Origin of the sequence: Pseudomonas abietaniphila (genome assembly GCF_039697315.1) — a bacterium.
GTDB lineage: Bacteria > Pseudomonadota > Gammaproteobacteria > Pseudomonadales > Pseudomonadaceae > Aquipseudomonas > Aquipseudomonas abietaniphila_B.
The window spans coordinates 5,292,914-5,309,786 of record NZ_CP155619.1; the positions used below are offsets into that span (position 1 = coordinate 5,292,914).

General features: G+C 61.6%; 15 protein-coding genes and 1 pseudogene. 8 read left to right on the top strand and 8 right to left on the bottom strand.

What is annotated here, in order from left to right:
* The first annotated feature begins 7 nt into the window (after positions 1-7).
* Both hmgA and fahA read left to right on the top strand, forming a co-directional pair.
* Positions 8-1,324, top strand: coding sequence for a homogentisate 1,2-dioxygenase (gene hmgA / locus ABDX87_RS23340; RefSeq protein WP_346829996.1), 1,317 nt, complete (start codon positions 8-10; stop codon positions 1,322-1,324).
* Positions 1,321-2,616, top strand: a complete 1,296-nt coding sequence (gene fahA / locus ABDX87_RS23345) for a fumarylacetoacetase (protein ID WP_346829997.1) — start codon at positions 1,321-1,323, stop codon at positions 2,614-2,616. Before hmgA ends, fahA begins: the two co-directional genes overlap by 4 nt.
* Before the next feature lie 263 nt (positions 2,617-2,879).
* Here fahA and ABDX87_RS23350 read toward each other — a convergent pair whose 3' ends face one another.
* The 4 genes from ABDX87_RS23350 to ABDX87_RS23365 all read right to left on the bottom strand — a co-directional run bounded on the left by ABDX87_RS23350 (position 2,880) and on the right by ABDX87_RS23365 (position 7,786).
* Positions 2,880-4,337: an N-acyl-D-amino-acid deacylase family protein gene (locus tag ABDX87_RS23350; protein WP_346829998.1), complete on the bottom strand. Its 1,458-nt coding sequence runs from the start codon at positions 4,335-4,337 to the stop codon at positions 2,880-2,882.
* Positions 4,338-4,340: 3 nt separating this feature from the next.
* Entirely contained in the window at positions 4,341-5,201 is an 861-nt protein-coding gene (locus ABDX87_RS23355) for a MurR/RpiR family transcriptional regulator (RefSeq protein WP_346829999.1), read from the bottom strand.
* On the bottom strand, positions 5,202-6,551 hold the full coding sequence (locus ABDX87_RS23360; RefSeq protein WP_346830000.1) for a gluconate:H+ symporter: 1,350 nt from the start codon (positions 6,549-6,551) through the stop codon (positions 5,202-5,204).
* A gap of 254 nt (positions 6,552-6,805) precedes the next feature.
* Positions 6,806-7,786 (bottom strand): GlxA family transcriptional regulator, encoded by a 981-nt coding sequence (locus tag ABDX87_RS23365; protein WP_346830001.1) that lies wholly within the window; start codon positions 7,784-7,786, stop codon positions 6,806-6,808.
* A 111-nt stretch (positions 7,787-7,897) separates the two neighbouring features.
* Between ABDX87_RS23365 and ABDX87_RS23370 the strand changes: the two genes are divergently transcribed.
* The gene (locus tag ABDX87_RS23370; protein ID WP_346830002.1) at positions 7,898-8,578 is read left to right on the top strand and encodes a DJ-1/PfpI family protein; all 681 of its coding nucleotides are present in this window, start codon (positions 7,898-7,900) and stop codon (positions 8,576-8,578) included.
* Here ABDX87_RS23370 and ABDX87_RS23375 read toward each other — a convergent pair.
* Positions 8,575-9,204 carry a TetR/AcrR family transcriptional regulator gene (locus tag ABDX87_RS23375; RefSeq protein WP_346830003.1) on the bottom strand — a complete coding sequence of 210 codons (630 nt, stop codon included), beginning with the start codon at positions 9,202-9,204 and terminating at the stop codon, positions 8,575-8,577. The genes ABDX87_RS23370 and ABDX87_RS23375 overlap by 4 nt on opposite strands.
* Before the next feature lie 219 nt (positions 9,205-9,423).
* Between ABDX87_RS23375 and ABDX87_RS23380 the strand changes: the two genes are divergently transcribed.
* Positions 9,424-10,521 carry an MBL fold metallo-hydrolase gene (locus ABDX87_RS23380; RefSeq protein ID WP_346830004.1) on the top strand — a complete coding sequence of 366 codons (1,098 nt, stop codon included), beginning with the start codon at positions 9,424-9,426 and terminating at the stop codon, positions 10,519-10,521.
* 9 nt (positions 10,522-10,530) lie between these two features.
* Here ABDX87_RS23380 and ABDX87_RS23385 read toward each other — a convergent pair whose 3' ends face one another.
* The 3 genes from ABDX87_RS23385 to ABDX87_RS23395 form a co-directional block, all read right to left on the bottom strand.
* Positions 10,531-10,698 carry a hypothetical protein gene (locus tag ABDX87_RS23385; protein ID WP_346833719.1) on the bottom strand — a complete coding sequence of 56 codons (168 nt, stop codon included), beginning with the start codon at positions 10,696-10,698 and terminating at the stop codon, positions 10,531-10,533.
* A 64-nt stretch (positions 10,699-10,762) separates the two neighbouring features.
* Positions 10,763-12,310 carry an FAD-dependent oxidoreductase gene (locus ABDX87_RS23390; protein WP_346830005.1) on the bottom strand — a complete coding sequence of 516 codons (1,548 nt, stop codon included), beginning with the start codon at positions 12,308-12,310 and terminating at the stop codon, positions 10,763-10,765.
* Between the two features lie 85 nt (positions 12,311-12,395).
* Positions 12,396-12,884 (bottom strand): GFA family protein, encoded by a 489-nt coding sequence (locus ABDX87_RS23395; protein WP_346830006.1) that lies wholly within the window; start codon positions 12,882-12,884, stop codon positions 12,396-12,398.
* A 195-nt stretch (positions 12,885-13,079) separates the two neighbouring features.
* On the opposite strand from ABDX87_RS23395, the pseudogene ABDX87_RS29325 reads away from it, so the two are divergent.
* The 4 genes and pseudogenes from ABDX87_RS29325 to ABDX87_RS23410 form a co-directional block, all read left to right on the top strand.
* Positions 13,080-13,847 (top strand): annotated as a pseudogene (locus ABDX87_RS29325) (MCP four helix bundle domain-containing protein); the annotation flags it as partial.
* Positions 13,842-14,705, top strand: coding sequence for a methyl-accepting chemotaxis protein (locus ABDX87_RS29330; RefSeq protein WP_431061272.1), 864 nt, complete (start codon positions 13,842-13,844; stop codon positions 14,703-14,705). The pseudogene ABDX87_RS29325 and the gene ABDX87_RS29330, both read left to right, overlap by 6 nt.
* A gap of 266 nt (positions 14,706-14,971) precedes the next feature.
* Complete coding sequence (locus ABDX87_RS23405) at positions 14,972-16,216, top strand: AGE family epimerase/isomerase (RefSeq protein ID WP_346830008.1); 1,245 nt, start codon at positions 14,972-14,974, stop codon at positions 16,214-16,216.
* Positions 16,213-16,830 (top strand): LpxA family transferase, encoded by a 618-nt coding sequence (locus ABDX87_RS23410; RefSeq protein ID WP_346830009.1) that lies wholly within the window; start codon positions 16,213-16,215, stop codon positions 16,828-16,830. Before ABDX87_RS23405 ends, ABDX87_RS23410 begins: the two co-directional genes overlap by 4 nt.
* Positions 16,831-16,873: the final 43 nt, after the last annotated feature.

The window sequence follows — 16,873 nt, forward strand, 5'->3', positions numbered from 1 at the left end:
GGTCGAGATGTTCACAGCACCTGCATCCGAGGCTTTGAGGTATCAATCCGGCTTCGGCAATCAATTCAGCAGCGAGGCCGTGCCGGGCGGTTTGCCGGTGGGACAGAACTCGCCGCAACGCCATCCCCTCGGTCTCTACGCCGAACAATTCTCGGGCACTGCGTTCACCGTCCCCCGCGCCGAAGCCCGGCGTACCTGGCTGTACCGCATCCAGCCCTCGGCCGCGCACCCTCAGTACCAACGTCTGGCACGGCAGATCACCGGCCAGCAGCAAGGTCCGATCACCCCCAATCGCCTGCGCTGGAATGCGTTTGACGTACCCACAGAACCCACCGATTTCGTCGACGGCCTGATCGCCCTGGCGAGCACGTCGGCGGCGGATCAGGCCGACGGCGTCAGCGTGTATGTCTACGCCGCCAACCGCTCCATGCAGCGCGCGTTCTTCAATGCCGATGGCGAATGGTTGATCGTTCCGCAGCAGGGTCGCTTGCGCATTGTCACCGAGCTCGGCCTGCTGGACATCGAGCCTCAGGAAATCGCGGTGATGCCCCGTGGCCTGAAGTTCAGCGTGCAGCTGCTCGACGGCAACGCGCGCGGTTACATCTGCGAGAACCACGGCTCTGCCTTGCGCCTGCCAGACCTCGGGCCGATTGGCAGCAACGGGCTGGCCAATCCCCGCGACTTTCAGGCGCCGGTTGCGCACTTCGAGAACAGCGAGCAACCCACCGAACTGGTGCAGAAGTTCCTTGGCGAACTGTGGAGCACGCAACTCGACCACACGCCTTTCGACGTCGTGGCCTGGCACGGCAACAACGTGCCGTACAAATATGACCTGCGCCTGTTCAACACCCTGGGCACGGTCAGTTACGACCATCCCGACCCGTCGATCTTCACGGTGCTGACCTCGCCCGGCGCGGTTCACGGGCAAGCCAACGTCGACTTCGTGATCTTCCCGCCACGCTGGATGGTGGCGGAAAACACCTTCCGTCCGCCGTGGTTCCACCGCAACCTGATGAACGAGTTCATGGGCCTCATCGACGGCGCCTACGACGCCAAGGCCGAGGGTTTCATGCCCGGCGGTGCCTCGTTGCACAACTGCATGAGTGCCCACGGTCCGGACAACGCCACGGCCGAGAAGGCCATGGCGGTGGACCTCAAACCGCACAAGATCGAACAGACCATGGCGTTCATGTTCGAGACCGGAAAGGTCCTGCGGCCCAGCCGTCATGCGCTGGAATGCCCACAATTGCAAAGCGACTACGATGCCTGCTGGAACGGCATCGCCAGAACGTTCAAACCCTTCGATACGGACAGCCAACGATGAGCACTTCCCGACACCCGCGCAGCTGGGTGACCAGCGCCAACGACCACCCTGATTTCCCGCTGCAGAACCTGCCATTTGGCGTGTTCAGCCGTCCGGGCCTTGGCAAACGTGGCGGGGTGGCCATCGGTGACTTCATTTTCGATCTGCAGATTGCACTGGAGTCAGGATTGTTCAGTGGCGCCGCGCAAGTCGCCGCAGAGGGCGCCAGTCGTGGTCAGTTCAATGAGTTTTTCGCGCTGGGCGCTGCTTCTCGCCAGGCTTTGCGTACCCGCTTGCTGCAGTTGCTGGATGAACACAGCCCGCAGCGCGCGCAACTGCAGGCACTCGGCGACCTGTTGCAACCGATGAGCGACTGCCAGATGCACCTCCCGGCGCAGGTCGGCGATTACACCGATTTCTACGTCGGCATCCATCACGCGATGAACGTCGGCAAGCTGTTCCGTCCTGATAACCCGCTGCTGCCCAATTACAAGTACGTGCCCATTGCCTACCACGGCCGGGCATCGACGCTGTGCGTGTCGGGGACACCGGTCAAACGTCCCCAGGGTCAGACACTCGCACCGGGCGCCGAAGTGCCGGCGTTCGGTCCTAGCAAGCGGCTTGATTACGAGCTGGAAGTGGGCGTCTGGATGGGGCAGGGCAACGAAGCGGGCGAGCCGATTCCGATCGCGCAGGCCAGTCAACACATTGCCGGCTTCTGTCTGCTTAACGACTGGTCGGCGCGCGATCTGCAAGCCTGGGAATACCAGCCGTTAGGGCCCTTTTTGTCGAAGAGCTTCGCCACCAGCATTTCACCGTGGGTGGTGACCGCTGAGGCGTTGGCACCGTTCCGCAGCGCACAACCCGCGCGGCCGGAAGGTGACCCAAAACCGCTGGATTACCTGTTCGATGAACAGGATCAACGGCAGGGTGCACTGGACATCGAGCTGGAAGTGTTGCTGCTCACCGCGCACATGAAACAGCAAGGTCTTGCCCCACAACGACTGGCGCTGAGCAATACGCTGAACATGTACTGGACCGTGGCGCAGATGGTCACCCATCACAGCGTCAATGGCTGCAAATTGCAGCCGGGCGACCTGTTCGGCACCGGCACATTGTCCGGTCCGCACGCCGGGCAATTTGGCAGTTTGCTGGAGATGACCGAGGGGGGAAAACAGGCCATTGAACTGGCAAGCGGCGAGACGCGCACCTTTCTGCAAGCCGGCGACGAAGTGATCCTCAAAGCGCGCTGCCGCAAGGATGGCGAGGTGAGTATCGGCTTTGGTGAATGCCGTGGGGTGGTGGTGGGTTAAGTCGCACAGGCCTTGAGCTCAGCGCCGTTGTGTAGGCGCCTGGCAGATCACCGCGTTCGTCGGAATGCCGCCCAGCCCGAGCTCACACCCACAGGTTTCGCGTGATTTCACACGGCTTTTTGCAGAGACTCGGTCCCTGTAGGAGACGTCCGAGGTTACGAGGGCCGCGAACGCGGAGGGTCATTCACACGATGATGCAGCTGACCCAACGCATTCGCGAGCAAACCTGCGCAGGTTTCGCGTGATTTCCCTGACCTTGCGTATCAATTGAATCCTGAAACCAACGAACCTTCACGAGGCAGGAACCTGCCTTGTCTTTCACCCTGCGGTTTGCCGCCGGCATAACTCAACTGCCCATTGACCCACACCCCATCGATGCCTTCGGCGGCGCGCTTCGGTTCTTTGAAATCGGCGACATCACGAACTGTCTCGGCGTTGAACAGCACCAGATCCGCCCAATAACCCTCACGCACGAACCCGCGCTCATGCAGGCCAAAGCGGGTGGCGGTCAGGCCCGTCATCTTGTGCACGGCGGTGTGCAACGGGAACAGTCCCACGTCGCGACTGAAATGCCCCAGCACGCGTGGGAAGGCGCCCCACAGGCGTGGGTGCGGGAACGGGTCTTCCGGCAGGCCGTCCGAACCGATCATCGACAGCGGGTGTTTCATGATGCGCTGCACGTCCTGCTCGTCCATGCCGTAATACACCGCACCGGCCGGTTGCAGCCTGCGGGCGGCGTCCTCCAGCGACAGATTCCAGTCGGCGGCGATCTCGGTCAGATCACGGCCGCCCTGATCCGGGTGCGGCGTCGACCAGGTGATGGTGATGCGGTGGGCGTCGGTGACCTGCTTCAAATCCAGCGTCGAGGAACTGGCGGCATAGGGATAACAGTCGCAGCCAACGGGATGCGTCAGCGCCGCCTTTTCCAGAGATGCCAATAATTGCGGACTGCGACCCCAGTTGCCGGCGCCGGCGCATTTAAGGTGGGAGATCACCACCGGCGACCGGGCATGACGGCCGATCGCGAACGCCTCGTCCATCGCTTCCAGCACCGGCTCAAACTCACTGCGCAGGTGCGTGGTGTACACCGCGCCGAAGTCGGTGAGTTCCTCGGCCAGTTGCTTGACCTCGTCCGTGTCGGCCGAGTAGGCCGAGGCGTAGGCAAGTCCGGTGGAAAGCCCCAGTGCGCCGTCTTGCAGGCTCTCGCGCAGCTGGTTGCGCATGGCGCTGATCTCGTCGGGCGTGGCCGTGCGGAACAGGTCGTTCAGGTGGTTGCTGCGTAACGCCGTGTGGCCGACCAGGGCCGCGACGTTGACCGCCGGACGCGCCTTGTCCACGGCGTTGCGATAGTCCATGAAACGCGGATAGGCAAAGGCTTTGGCAGGACCCAGAAGGTTCATCGGGTCAGGCGGATCACCGGCCAGGGTGACCGGCGAGGCGCTGATCCCGCAGTTGCCGACGATCACCGTGGTCACACCTTGAGTGATCTTCGGCAGCATGTCCGGGTGACGAATGACCACCGTGTCGTCGTGGGTGTGTACGTCGATGAATCCTGGCGCCAACACCCGACCGGCGGCGTTGATGTCTTCCTTGGCCGAGACGCCGTTCAGGTCGCCGATGCGCTGAATGCGCCCGTCGCGCAGGGCCACGTCGGCGCGGTAGCCCGGGGTGTCGCTGCCGTCGATCACCAGCGCGTCGCGAATGATCAGGTCGTAAAGCATGATTCAGTCTCCAAGCGGCAGGCCGTCGTCGCCGCCGCGGTAATCATCGAGGGCCAGCTTGATGCGCCGCAGCCGCTCCTGATTGTCATCCGGGGCGATCAGCGCAAGCTCGGTGGCGAGCACGTCGATGGTCAGCAGCATGCCGTAGCGCGCTGCCGTGGGTTTATAGATGAAATTGGTTTCGGCGATCTGCAACGGCAGCACCACGTCGGCGAGGCCGGCCAGCGGAGAGTCGGGCAGGGTGATCGCCACGGTCTTCGCGCCGTAACTGCGCGCCAGGGTCACGGCATCGAGCAGCTCGGGCGTGCGACCGCTCAATGAACAGACAATCAGGCTGTGATCCGGACCGAGGGTGGCGGCGATCAGGCGCATCATCACCGGATCGCGGCTGGCAGCGATGGGGTAGCCGAGGCGCACCAGGCGGGTCTGCAATTCTTCGCTGCACAGACTGGAACAGCCGCCCATGCCAAAGCTGTGAATCATGCGTGCCGGGGTCAGCAGGGCGACGGCCGCCTTGAAGCGCGCGTCGTCGAACCCGGCCAGATGCTGGCGCAGCGTCGACTCGATATCGCCGACGATCTGGGTGAAAAATGCCGATTGCTCGGGCGCTTGTTCCGGATTGAGAAAACGTGTGCCAACGCCGCTGGCTTGCGCCAATTGCAGGCGCAAATCCCGCAGATCCTTGCAGCCAATCGAGCGGGCGAACCGCGATAGCGTGGCGCTGCTGACCTCGGCGCGCGCGGCCAGCTCGTCGAGGCTGGCGCTGGCGCAGAACGCAACGTCGCTGAGAATCAGTCGGGCGATGCGGCCTTCACCCGCGCTGAACGAATCCTGGCGAGCGCGGATCTGGTAAAGGATGTCCACTCAGATCACCTGGGCCAGGCCGAGGGTGAAGATGAACGCGATGACGGAAATCAGCGTTTCCAGCACGGTCCAGGTCTTGAAGGTTTGCGCCACGGTCATGTTGAAGTATTCCTTGATCAGCCAGAAGCCGCCGTCGTTGACGTGAGAAAAGATCACCGAGCCCGCGCCGGTGGCCAGCACCAGCAGTTCCGGATGCGGATAGCCCAGCCCCATCGCGACAGGGGCAACGATGCCTGAAGCGGTGGTCATGGCCACGGTCGCCGAACCCGTCGCCACGCGCATCAATGCGGCGAACAGCCAGCCCATCAGCAGCGGCGACAGGTGGAAGTCCTGGGCCAGGCTGACGATCTCGTTGGTCACGCCACTGTCCACCAGAATCCGGTTCAAGCCACCGCCCGCGCCGACCAGCAAGGTGATGCTCGCCGTTGGTGCGAGGCATTCCTGGGTGAATTTGAGGATCGCGTCACGGTTGAAGCCCTGTGCGATGCCCAAGGTCCAGAAGCTTAGCAAGGTCGCCAGCAACAGGGCGATCACCGAATTGCCGATAAACAACAGGAAGCTGTTGAACGCGCTGCCAGGCGTGGAGATCAAGTTGGCCCAGCCACCGAGCAGCATCAGCAACACCGGCAGCAGGATGGTGGTCATGGTGATGGCGAAGCCCGGCAATTGCTTGCGCGGCTCGCGGTCCAGAAACTGCTTGGCCAGCGGGTTTTCGTCGGGCAGCTGAATGTGCGGCACGATGAACTTCGCGTAGAGCGGACCGGCAATGATCGCGGTCGGAATCCCGATGAGGATGGCGTAGAACAGCGTCTGACCGACTGAAGCCTGATAGGCCTGCACTGCCAGCATCGCCGCAGGGTGCGGCGGAACCAGTGCGTGCACTACCGACAAACCGGCGACCATCGGCAGGCCGACCATGAGGATCGAGACACCCACCCGGCGCGCGACCGTAAAGGCGATGGGCACGAGGAGAACGAAGCCGACTTCGAAAAACAGCGGCAGTCCCACCAGGAACGCGATGCAGACCATCGCCCAGTGGGCGTTGCGCTCGCCGAAGCGGTCGATCAGCGTGCGCGCCACCTGCTCGGCGCCGCCGGACTCGGCCATCATTTTGCCGAGCATGGTGCCCAACGCCACGACCAGCGCGATGTGCCCCAGTGTCTTGCCGACGCCACCTTCATAGGAACTGACCACCGAGGTGGCAGGCATTCCGGCCACCAGGGCCAGGCCCACTGAAACGAGGGTGATGACGACGAACGGGTTAAGGCGAAAACGCGCAATCAGGACGATCAGGGCGATGATCGCGATGGCGGCGTAGACCAGAAGAGAAAGACCGGTAGACGGTGGCATGCAACGGTTCCTTGCAGAGAAAGAGGGAGGTCAGGCTTGGCGAAAGGAGGTCAGTCCCTGCGCAGGCAAGCGGTGAAAACAATCTCGGCAGTGGGTGTTGCAGAAGGCGCGCACGGCAAAGCGGGGGTCGAAAAACGACGATCACAGGCAGGCATTATTGTTATCTCTGATTTCGTGATGAAAATTAAATTACACGAAAACGTATAGAAATATCAATTTATGAAAATTAATTTCTTGCGTGATTAGCGCAGGGGTCATCCCGCGCTGAACCGCTCGCGGTACGCCTGTGGCGTCACCGACACCGCGCGCAGAAAGCTTCGGCGCAGCGTCTCTTCCGTGCCAAAGCCGCACCGGTCGGCGATCCGTTTGATCGGTAACGCACTGTCGCCCAACAAGCGCCGGGCGGCTTCAACGCGTAACTGTTCGATGGCGCGTGCTGGCGTGTTTCCCGTATGCGCGCGGTAATGCCGGACGAAGCTACGCTCGCTCATACCCACCTGAGCGGCGAGGGTCGCAACGGAAAGGTCGCTTGCAAGGTTGTCGAGAATCCAGGCGTGAAGGTCGCCAAAGCGGCTGTCCTGTCCACGCGTGGCCTGTTGCATCGACAGCGCGGTGCTGAACTGGGACTGGCCACCGGGCCGCTTGAGAAACACCACCAGGTCGCGCGCCACGGCGAGGGCGATGTTTCGGCCAAGGTCGGCTTCGACCATCGCCAGCGCCAGGTCGATACCGGCCGTGACACCGGCCGAGGTCCACAGCGCTTCCTCGTTGATGAAGATCGGTTCCGGATCGACCTGCAGTGCTGGATAACGCCGGGCCAGTTCGTCGCAGCTGTCCCAGTGGGTCACCACCCGATGCCCGTCGAGCACACCCGCTTCGGCCAGCATGAACGCGCCCGTGCAGACCGATGCCACCCGTCTCGCGCTCGCGGCCTGTGCACGCACCCAGTGCAGCAAACCTTGATCGAGCAACGCGGTGTGTACGCCCCGGCCGCCGGCGATGATCAACGTATCCGACGCTGTATCCGGCAATGGATGGGTGTGCAGACCCAGGCCCGCCGACGAGACCACGCTGCCTTCCTGTTTGGCGATAACGATGGGTGAGTAAGGCGCTGGCAGATTGTTCTCCAGCATCTGCACGTTCGCTGACGCGAAGACTTGCAACGGGCCGCTGACGTCGAGCAATTGCACGTTGGGGAACGCCAGAATGTGGATGGGTCTGGGCTGGTCGGACATGGCGCGCCTCGACGGAAAGGGTTGGCGGAAATTGTGGGTGTTATGGCGTATCCGCCAGAGCGTATCTGGCTACAGTGGATTCGTCCAATTGACCTCACTCAGGAGCACCCCATGACTCTGCATATCGGTTTGCTGGTATTTCCCAAGGTTCAGCAACTGGACCTGACCGGTCCCTACGACGTTTTCGCCACCATGCCTGGTGTCACGGTGCATCTGGTCTGGAAAAACCTCGACCCTCTGCAGTCCAGCAGCAACCTGACATTGACGCCGACCTGCACGTTCGACGACAGCCCTGACTTCGACGTGATCTGTGTGCCGGGTGGCGTCGGCGTGGACGCCCTGATGGAAGACGCCGAAACGCTGGCCTTCATCCGGCAGCAGGCCGCGAATGCCCAGTACGTGACGTCGGTCTGTACCGGCGCGTTGGTCCTTGGCGCTGCGGGGTTGCTGGAAGGCAAGCGCGCAACGACTCACTGGGCGTCCCATGGTTTGCTGGAAAAGTTCGGGGCGATCCCGGTCCAGGAACGGGTCGTTCGCGACGGTAACCTGATGACCGGCGGCGGCGTGACCGCGGGCATTGATTTCGCCTTGACGTTGATCAGCGAAATCTTCGACGCAGACACATCCCAGACCATTCAACTGCAGCTGGAATACGCCCCCGCGCCACCGTTCGATGCCGGTCGCCCGGATACAGCGCCTGCCCGCGTGCTGGCGATTGCCACGGAGCGGGCAACGCCGGGATTGGTGGCACGTCGGCAGATTGTCGAGCGGGTGACAGCGGGCCGTCGTTAAGCCTGCGAGCACGCGGCGGGGATTTCGTACCAGCACAAGAACAGGTCCAGTGCCGATTCCACCACAGACACCTGCTCTTCGGGTGTCAGCAGCGGTTTATTGAGGGTGACTTGCGGCCAGAAGGCGAAGGCCTTGAGCAGCGCGTGAATCTGTGACGCGGCAAAACCGGGTTCGACGGCCTTGAGGCGGCCGTCCTGCTGGGCGCCGCGGACCCAGACCGTGAACGTCTCCTCTCGCTCGTTCAGACGGTTGACCCACGCCTGAGCGCGCTCCGGGGAGTGAATGGTCGCGCCGATGGCGACGCGCGCCAGGTCGATGAAATTGCTGTCGCCGAGGGTCTTCATCTTGGCGTCGAGCAAGTCGCGCAACTGGTCGCGCAACGGCAGGGCGGGGCGGTAGATCGCTTCGGGCTGTGCGGTGGCGCTGGCCCACAGGCGCTGAAGCATCTCGGCAAATAGCTCTTCCTTGCTCGGGAAATGGTTGTACACCGTGCGCTTGGAGACTTCGGCCCGTGCCGCGATGCGGTCCATGCTGGTGACCTCGAAACCGTTGTCGCGGAATTCGGCAATCGCCGCCATCACAATGGCTTCACGTTTTCGGTCGGTCAGTCGCAGGGGAGCAGTCATGGCATCGCTTCTAAAGGTATACGCAGGCCGGGGAAATCCCGAGAAGAAAATTACACCGGGCAGTTTACTTCTCTTTGACGATCGTGCAAGCTTGAAACTACACTGTGTAGTGTAAAACACTGTTACAACTTGCCGCTTACTTCTTTCCGTCGTATGCAACATTCTGCAATGCGTCCGCCCTTGCAGAAACCTCCACCCGTTTCATGGAGTCAGCACCTCATGGCCTCGATCGAAAAAAACCTCGATAACGCTTCCTCGTTGCCCGTTCTGTCCCGGCAAGAGGGCCGCTATCTCAATCACAAGCCGATGAAGCGCTCCGGGTTTCTCAAGACAGTGCGCATCTTCTGGAACGCGATGGTCAATAAGCCCCGCCACACCCGTCCTGTGGGTGAGATTCCGGTTCAACCGCTGTCGCGTCAGCAATTGCTCGCGGCCCCGAACAACACGGTGTATCGCCTGGGCCATTCAACGGTGTTGCTGAAGCTGCGCAATCAGTATTTCCTGACTGATCCAGTCTTCGCCGAACGGGCGTCGCCGATTCAATGGGCCGGCCCCCAGCGTTTCCACCAGCCGCCGATCAGCCTGGAAGACCTGCCGCCCCTTAAGGCTGTGATCCTGTCGCACAATCATTACGACCACCTCGATCACATGACCATTCAGGTGCTCAAGGACAAAGCCGAGCACTTCATCGCGCCTCTGGGTGTGGGCGATACGTTGATCAAGTGGGGTGTGGACGCGAAGAAGGTTCAGCAGTTGAACTGGTGGGAGTCGACCGAAATTCATGGCATTCGCTTTGTCGCAACGCCCGCGCAGCACTTTTCAGGACGCAGCTTCAGCGACGGTAATCAAACGCTGTGGTGTTCGTGGGTGATGATCGATGGTGACCAACGGATTTTTTTCAGCGGGGACACCGGTTATCACAGCGGTTTCAAACTGATCGGCGAGCAATACGGCCCCTTCGACCTGACGCTGATGGAAACCGGCGCCTACAACGTTGACTGGCCGGATGTGCATATGCAGCCGGAAGAAACCTTGCAGGCGCACATCGACGTTCGCGGTAAATGGCTGCTGCCGATCCACAACGGAACGTTCGACCTGGCGATGCACGCCTGGCACGAGCCATTCGACCGTATCCTGGCGCTGGCCTGGGATCGCAGCATCTCGATCACCACGCCGGAAATGGGCCAGCCGTTCTACCTCCAGTACCCCAGCCGCGGCGAGGCATGGTGGATGAAGGTCGAGAAGGCCGTTGAATCCGAGGCGCCACGTCGCCGCGGTCGTCGCTGCGATCGGCAGCAGGCCACCAGTCGAGGTTAATGGCCGGGATCAGGGTTTGTTGCGATTCTGATCCCGATCCTGTTCGCTGCCATCTGGCTGGGCCGGGTGGCGGGGCTGTTCACCCTGCTGGTTGGCCTGCTTGTGCTGCTCGCCCACTTTCCCGGCATTTTCCGGCTGGTGGTCCAGGTCTTCACGGCTGGATTCTTTGGGCATCATGTGTTCTCCATTATTAACAGTTGAGCTGAAAGCGCGCGGCCCCAGTGGCTGTGGCCTGCGCCGTTCACTGGCTTAGCTGTTTGATCAGCATCAGCGCTTCGTCCCTGAACAAGGGTTGTTTCATACGCTCAGCCAAAAGCGCGACTTCACGTTCGCGGTCGCACCCCACGACGCTCTCTACCACGCCCTGTTTACAGATCAGCGCCAGGAAAGAGAACGTTTCGGGTTCGCCGAGATAGACGATGTCGTCCCAGTCTTGGGCATGTCCCAGACAGTCCAGACGTTTGCCGAAGTGATACGTCCAGAAGTAGGGCACATCGCAATAGTGCACGTCGCCGCCGAGCATATTGCTCGCGGCGACACGCGCCTGTTGTTGTGCCAGACGCCAATGTTCGATGCGCTGCGGGGCGTCGTTGACCGGAAAGGTCGCGATGTCGCCGGCCGCCCACAAACCCTTGCCTGCCTGCATTCCGGCATCCACCAACAGAGATCCGTCCTCTTCGAGCTCGACGCCGTCGATGAACTGAGTCGCCGGCGCTACGCCGATGCCGATCAAGGCAAGATCGACCGGCATCCGCTCTCCGTTGCTCAACACTGCCACGTCCAGGCGTTTTTTGCCTTTGTCCACGTCACCTTCGAAACGGCTGACCTCGACATGGGTGCGGAATAACACCCCGTTCTTTTCATGCAACGCACGGATCGCCTTACCGATTCGCTCGCCAAGCTGTTTCACGAACGGCACCTCGTGGCGGGCGATGACCGTCACTTTCACGCCGTGCTTACGCAATGCAGACGCCGCCTCCAGGCCGATGAAACTGTCGCCGACAATCAATGCGTGGCGCCCAGGTTCTGCCACAGCCAGGATCTTTTTCGCGTCATCACGGCAACGCAGGGTCAGCACTTGGGGCAGATCGGCGCCGATCAGTGGCAACGCGCGAGGCTCACCTCCCGTGGCGATCAATGCGGCGTCATAGGCGACGCGTCGCCCGTCTGCAAGCGTCACGCGCTTGTTGATGACGTCGAGCTTCATTACCTCGCCCTGGATGCGTTCGATGTGGTTATCGTCGTAGAAGCTGTCCTCGCGCAGGGGCGGCGTTTCGTCGGGGCGCATGTCAGCAGCCAAGACAAATTTGCTCAATGCCGTGCGGTCGTAGCCGGGTTTTTCCTCACGGTCGATCAGCAGCAACTGGCCGTTGAAGCCCTTTTCCCTCAACGCGCAGGCAGCGGCGGTTCCTGCGGCGCCAGCACCGATGATGACGAAGCAGCGATCATCGTCGGCGTGTATTTCAGGCTCGATCTGAACGGGCTGATCATCGACATGAATCTGATCGCCGATCACCTGCGTCGCATAACGCGTCAGGGCATTCAGTGCAGGCGGCTCGCATAAGTGCCCGTCATGGACAGCGAACTCGGCCTTGTGCCAGGGGCAAATCAAATGGCCGTTGCACACTGCGCCATCGGCGAGCGGTGCGCCCGCATGCGGGCATTCGCCCTGATATGCGCGCACCGCTTCGCCGTCACGGACCAACACGATTTTTTTCTCGCCAACTTCAACCTGAAGACCCCGATCTTGACGAAGATCGGCCAGGCTAGCGACCCGATGCATAGGCATGTGACTTTCCTCTCAGGCTTTCTGTTGGGAGTGGGCCGCGCATGAAGAGGTTCAGCGAATTTGCGCGACGCAGCAATCGAGTGCGTCAGCGCACCAATCCCAAGCGTTCATGCCAGTCGGCGATCGACTCATCGGGATATTGTTCGAACTGCTGATCCTTGGGCCCGGCCTGGACTTCGACCCACGACGCCTTTGAATCGAGCAACAAATGCGTGTGCTCCGGCGGCGTTGGTAACGGTGTGTCGATGGCCGAGGCAAAAGGATGGATCAGCTCCGGCCATTCCGGGCTGAACAACCACAAGCCGCTGCCACACTGCTTGCAGAAGTGTCGCTCTGCGCTGCTGGTGTGAACGTGATGGTGGTGTTCGTCGCGCATCTTCGCGTGGTAGATCGCAATGCTGTTTTTGCCTTTGACCTTGAGACTTTTCGCGTCGCCACCCAGGTTGATCGAGTAGCCGCCACCGCCTTGGGTCTTGCGGCAGATCGAGCAGTAGCAACGTTGATAGGGGTAGGGATGAGCGCTCGTCAGGCTGAACTCGACCGCGCCGCAATGGCAGGAACCTTCCAGGTGCATGGCTTCTCTCCTCGCCGTTGATCAGGGACTGTTATGTCTAGACCGCGCCGGCGCTTGAGGTTCGAAGTTTTTCTCGAACAGCCGTTCGTATTCTTCATGTGCCAGGCCCTCAAGAAGCGGCGGCGAACGTCGATAAGCGATAGTCGTACGACAAGTTGTGCGACCACTGCCACTTATAACAAAGAGCCAACGGTCATGAACCTACGCAATTTGACCATTGCCCGCCGTGCGGGCCTTGGATTCACCCTGATTTCCCTGCTGGTGGCCCTGTTGGGCTGGTTTGCCCTGACCCAGATGTCCAACATTCGCCAGAGCGAAGTGGCGGTCGAGAGCAACTGGATGCCGAGCATGCGACTGGTCAACGACATCCGCGAGGCCATGTTGCGCATCCGTACCATCTCGCTGCGCATGGCGCTGGACACCGACCCCAAGAACGTCAGCGTCTACAAAGGGCAAATGGATGCCCGCGCTAAAGTCCTGACCGACAAGCTGAGCAGCCTCGACGCGTTCATCGATACCCCCGAGGAAAAAGTCCTGTACGACAAGTTTCGCGGCACGCTGGCTGATTATCAGCGCGGGCTGGCCCGGTCGTTCGCGCTGGCCGAAAGCGGCGATCTGAAAGCGTTGAACACGCTGTTGCTGGTCGACATGAAAACCGCCGTCGACAACTCCGGCTCGCAACTGGGCGATCTGGCCGACTTCTACACGCATCAGGTTGAACTCGAGGGCGTGGCCGCGCAATCGCAGTACGGTCAGTCGCGCACTGTGGTCCTGGTGTTCGTGCTGATCGCGGCGCTGGCGACGGTGATTCTCGCGCTGTGGCTGACCCGCAGCATCATTTTGCCGCTGGAAGAGGCGGTCACTGCGGCCGAATTCGTCGCCAAGGGCGATCTGACCCACGACATCCGCGTCGAAGGCAAAGACGAAGTGACGCGTTTGCTGCACGCCTTGCAGCAAATGCAGAACAACCTGCGCAGCACCTTGAGCCTGATTGGCAGCTCCGCCAGCCAGTTGGCGTCCGCCGCGACCGAGCTGAACTCGGTGACCGAAGACAGTCACCGTGGCCTGCATCAACAGAACGCCGAAATTGAGCAGGCTGCGACAGCCGTCAACGAAATGACCTCGGCGGTCGAGGAAGTGGCGCGCAATGCCGTGTCCACCTCTCAGGCGTCGAGTGAGTCCAACACCGCCGCGCAGGATGGCCAGGCACGCGTCATCGAGACCGTGACCTCGATCCAGAACCTGTCCAGTAATGTGCAACACACCTCGGTGCTGGTGCAGAGCCTGGCCGATCAGTCCCAGGACATCGGCAAGGTGCTGGATGTGATCCGTTCCATTGCCGAGCAAACCAACTTGCTGGCGCTGAACGCGGCCATCGAAGCAGCGCGCGCGGGTGAGTCGGGCCGTGGTTTTGCGGTGGTGGCGGATGAAGTAAGAGCGCTGGCGCATCGCACCCAGCAGTCCACGCTGGAAATCGACAAGATGGTTTCGACCATGCGCAGCGGTTCCAGCGAAGCGCTGGAGTCGATGCTGGTCAGCCGTTCCAGGGCGACCGAAACGCTGGAGCTGGCGCAGGGCGCGGGCGAGTCGCTGACCCGCATTACCTCGTCGATCAACCAGATTTCCGAGCGCAACCTGGTGATCGCCAGCGCGGCCGAAGAGCAGGCGCAGGTGGCGCGGGAAGTGGACCGCAACATCGTCAACATTCGTGACCTTTCGCTGCAGTCTTCATCGGGTGCCAACCAGATCAGCGCGTCCAGCAATGAGCTGTCGCGTCTGGCGGGTGAGCTGAATCAAGTGGTCACGCGTTTCCGGGTTTAACCCCGCTCACCGCGCTTTTTCCAGAGACTGAAGCAACACGTGTGGGAGCGAATTCATTCGCGATTGGCGGTACAGCCGACACTCAACTGTCGCCTGCCATGCCGCTTCGCGAATGAATTCGCTCCCACAGGTTTCAGGTGTTGAACTGCGTCTTGCATAAACGTTTCACCTCATTCACTTGCCTGCACCAGCGGTTGGCTTGCATGATTCTCCCCGACTAATAATTCCTGGCGGGCTGAACCTGCCGAGCAGATAGGTGAAAGGCAATGGATGATGTGAATCGCGGTTTCAGCAGCTGGCTGCGCTCCCCCGGACACAAAGCGTGGCTGGCGCAAGAAGGCAACCGGCTGCTGGCGTTCGCCAAGGCGTCGAAGATGCCCCAGGGTTTTGGCAATCTGGATGAGCAGGGGCGTCTCCCCGCCGACGCCATCGCCGAAACCATGAACACCGCGCGCATGACCCACAGTTTTGCCATGGCCCACATCAACGGCATCCCGGGTTGCGCCGAACTGGTCGATCACGGCGTTGCCGCACTGGCCGGCCCTTTGCGCGACGCCGAGCATGGCGGCTGGTTCGCCAAACCGCTCGAACACAGTACCGACACCGGCAAAGCCGCCTACCTGCATGCCTTCGTCGCCCTCGCGGCGAGTTCTGCCGTGGTCGCGCAACGGCCGGGGGCCAAGGCGCTGCTGGAACAGGCGATTCAGGTGATCAGTCAGCGTTTCTGGAGCGAAGAAGAAGGCGCCATGCGCGAGTCGTTCGATCGCGACTGGAGCAACGAAGAAGCCTACCGTGGCGCGAACAGCAACATGCACAGCACCGAAGCCTTTCTGGCGCTGGCGGACGTGACGGGGGATGCACGCTGGCTGGACCGCGCGCTGCGCATCGTCGAGCGGGTGATTCATGAGCACGCCGCCGCCAACCATCATCAAGTCATCGAACACTTCACGCTGCAATGGCAGCCGGTCCCCGAGTACAACGCCGACAAGCCGGATGACGGCTTTCGCCCTTACGGCACCACGCCGGGCCATGCCTTCGAGTGGGCGCGGCTGGTGCTGCACCTTGAGGCCGCGAGACAGAAAGCCAAGCTGGAGACGCCGTCCTGGCTCGTGGAAGACGCGCGGTTGCTGTTCGAAAATGCCTGTCGGTTCGGCTGGGATGTCGATGGCGCGCCGGGCATTGTCTATACGCTCGACTGGGAGAATCGCCCAGTGGTTCGCCATCGTTTGCACTGGACCCACGCTGAAGCCGCCGCGGCCTCGGCGGCGCTGCTGCAACGCACGGGTGAGCAGCAATACGAAACCTGGTACCGCACGTTCTGGGAATCCAACGAAACCCTGTTCATTGATCGCGAACACGGCAGCTGGCGGCATGAGCTGAACCCGCAGAATCAACCCAGCGCCGATATCTGGCCAGGCAAGCCGGACCTCTATCACGCCTATCAGGCGACCCTGCTGCCGGTCCTGCCGCTGGCGCAAAGCCTGGCGACCGCGCTGGAGCATCTGCAGTGATCCGCATCGGTGACTTCATCGAGTCGATGGACACCTCGGCCTTGTCCCGCTGGGCGTCGCTGACGCCTTGGGACATGATCACCCGCGCGCCTGAAATCGTTCGCGAGATACTTATGACGCTGGGCGATGACTATGAAATCCGCGGCGACATCGCGGTGCACAAGACCGCCGTGGTCGAGCAGGGCGCGGTGCTCAAAGGGCCGCTGATCGTCGAGCCGCATTGCTTTATTGCCAGCGGCGCATACCTGCGCGGCGGTTGCTGGGTGGGTGAGCGCTGCATCTTCGGGCCAGGTGCCGAGTTGAAAACCTCGTTCGTGTTTGACGGTTCCAAGCTCGCGCACTTCAATTTCGTGGGCGATTCGGTGTTGGGTGCGGGGGTTAATCTGGAGGCCGGCAGCATCGTCTGCAATTACCGCAACGAGCGCGACGACAAGGAAGTGCGTGTGCGCATCGACGGTCGTCTGCGCGCCACCGGCTGTGACAAGTTCGGTGCGTTGATCGGTGATCGCTCGCGGATCGGCGCCAACGCGGTGCTGGCGCCTGGCGCGTTACTGGCAAAGGCGTCGATCATACGGCGGGGAGAAGTGTTCGATGCCGAGGCGGTGAAGGCCTGACCTCGCGGAACTTCTCGCGGAACTTACTGCGGGAGCGAATTCA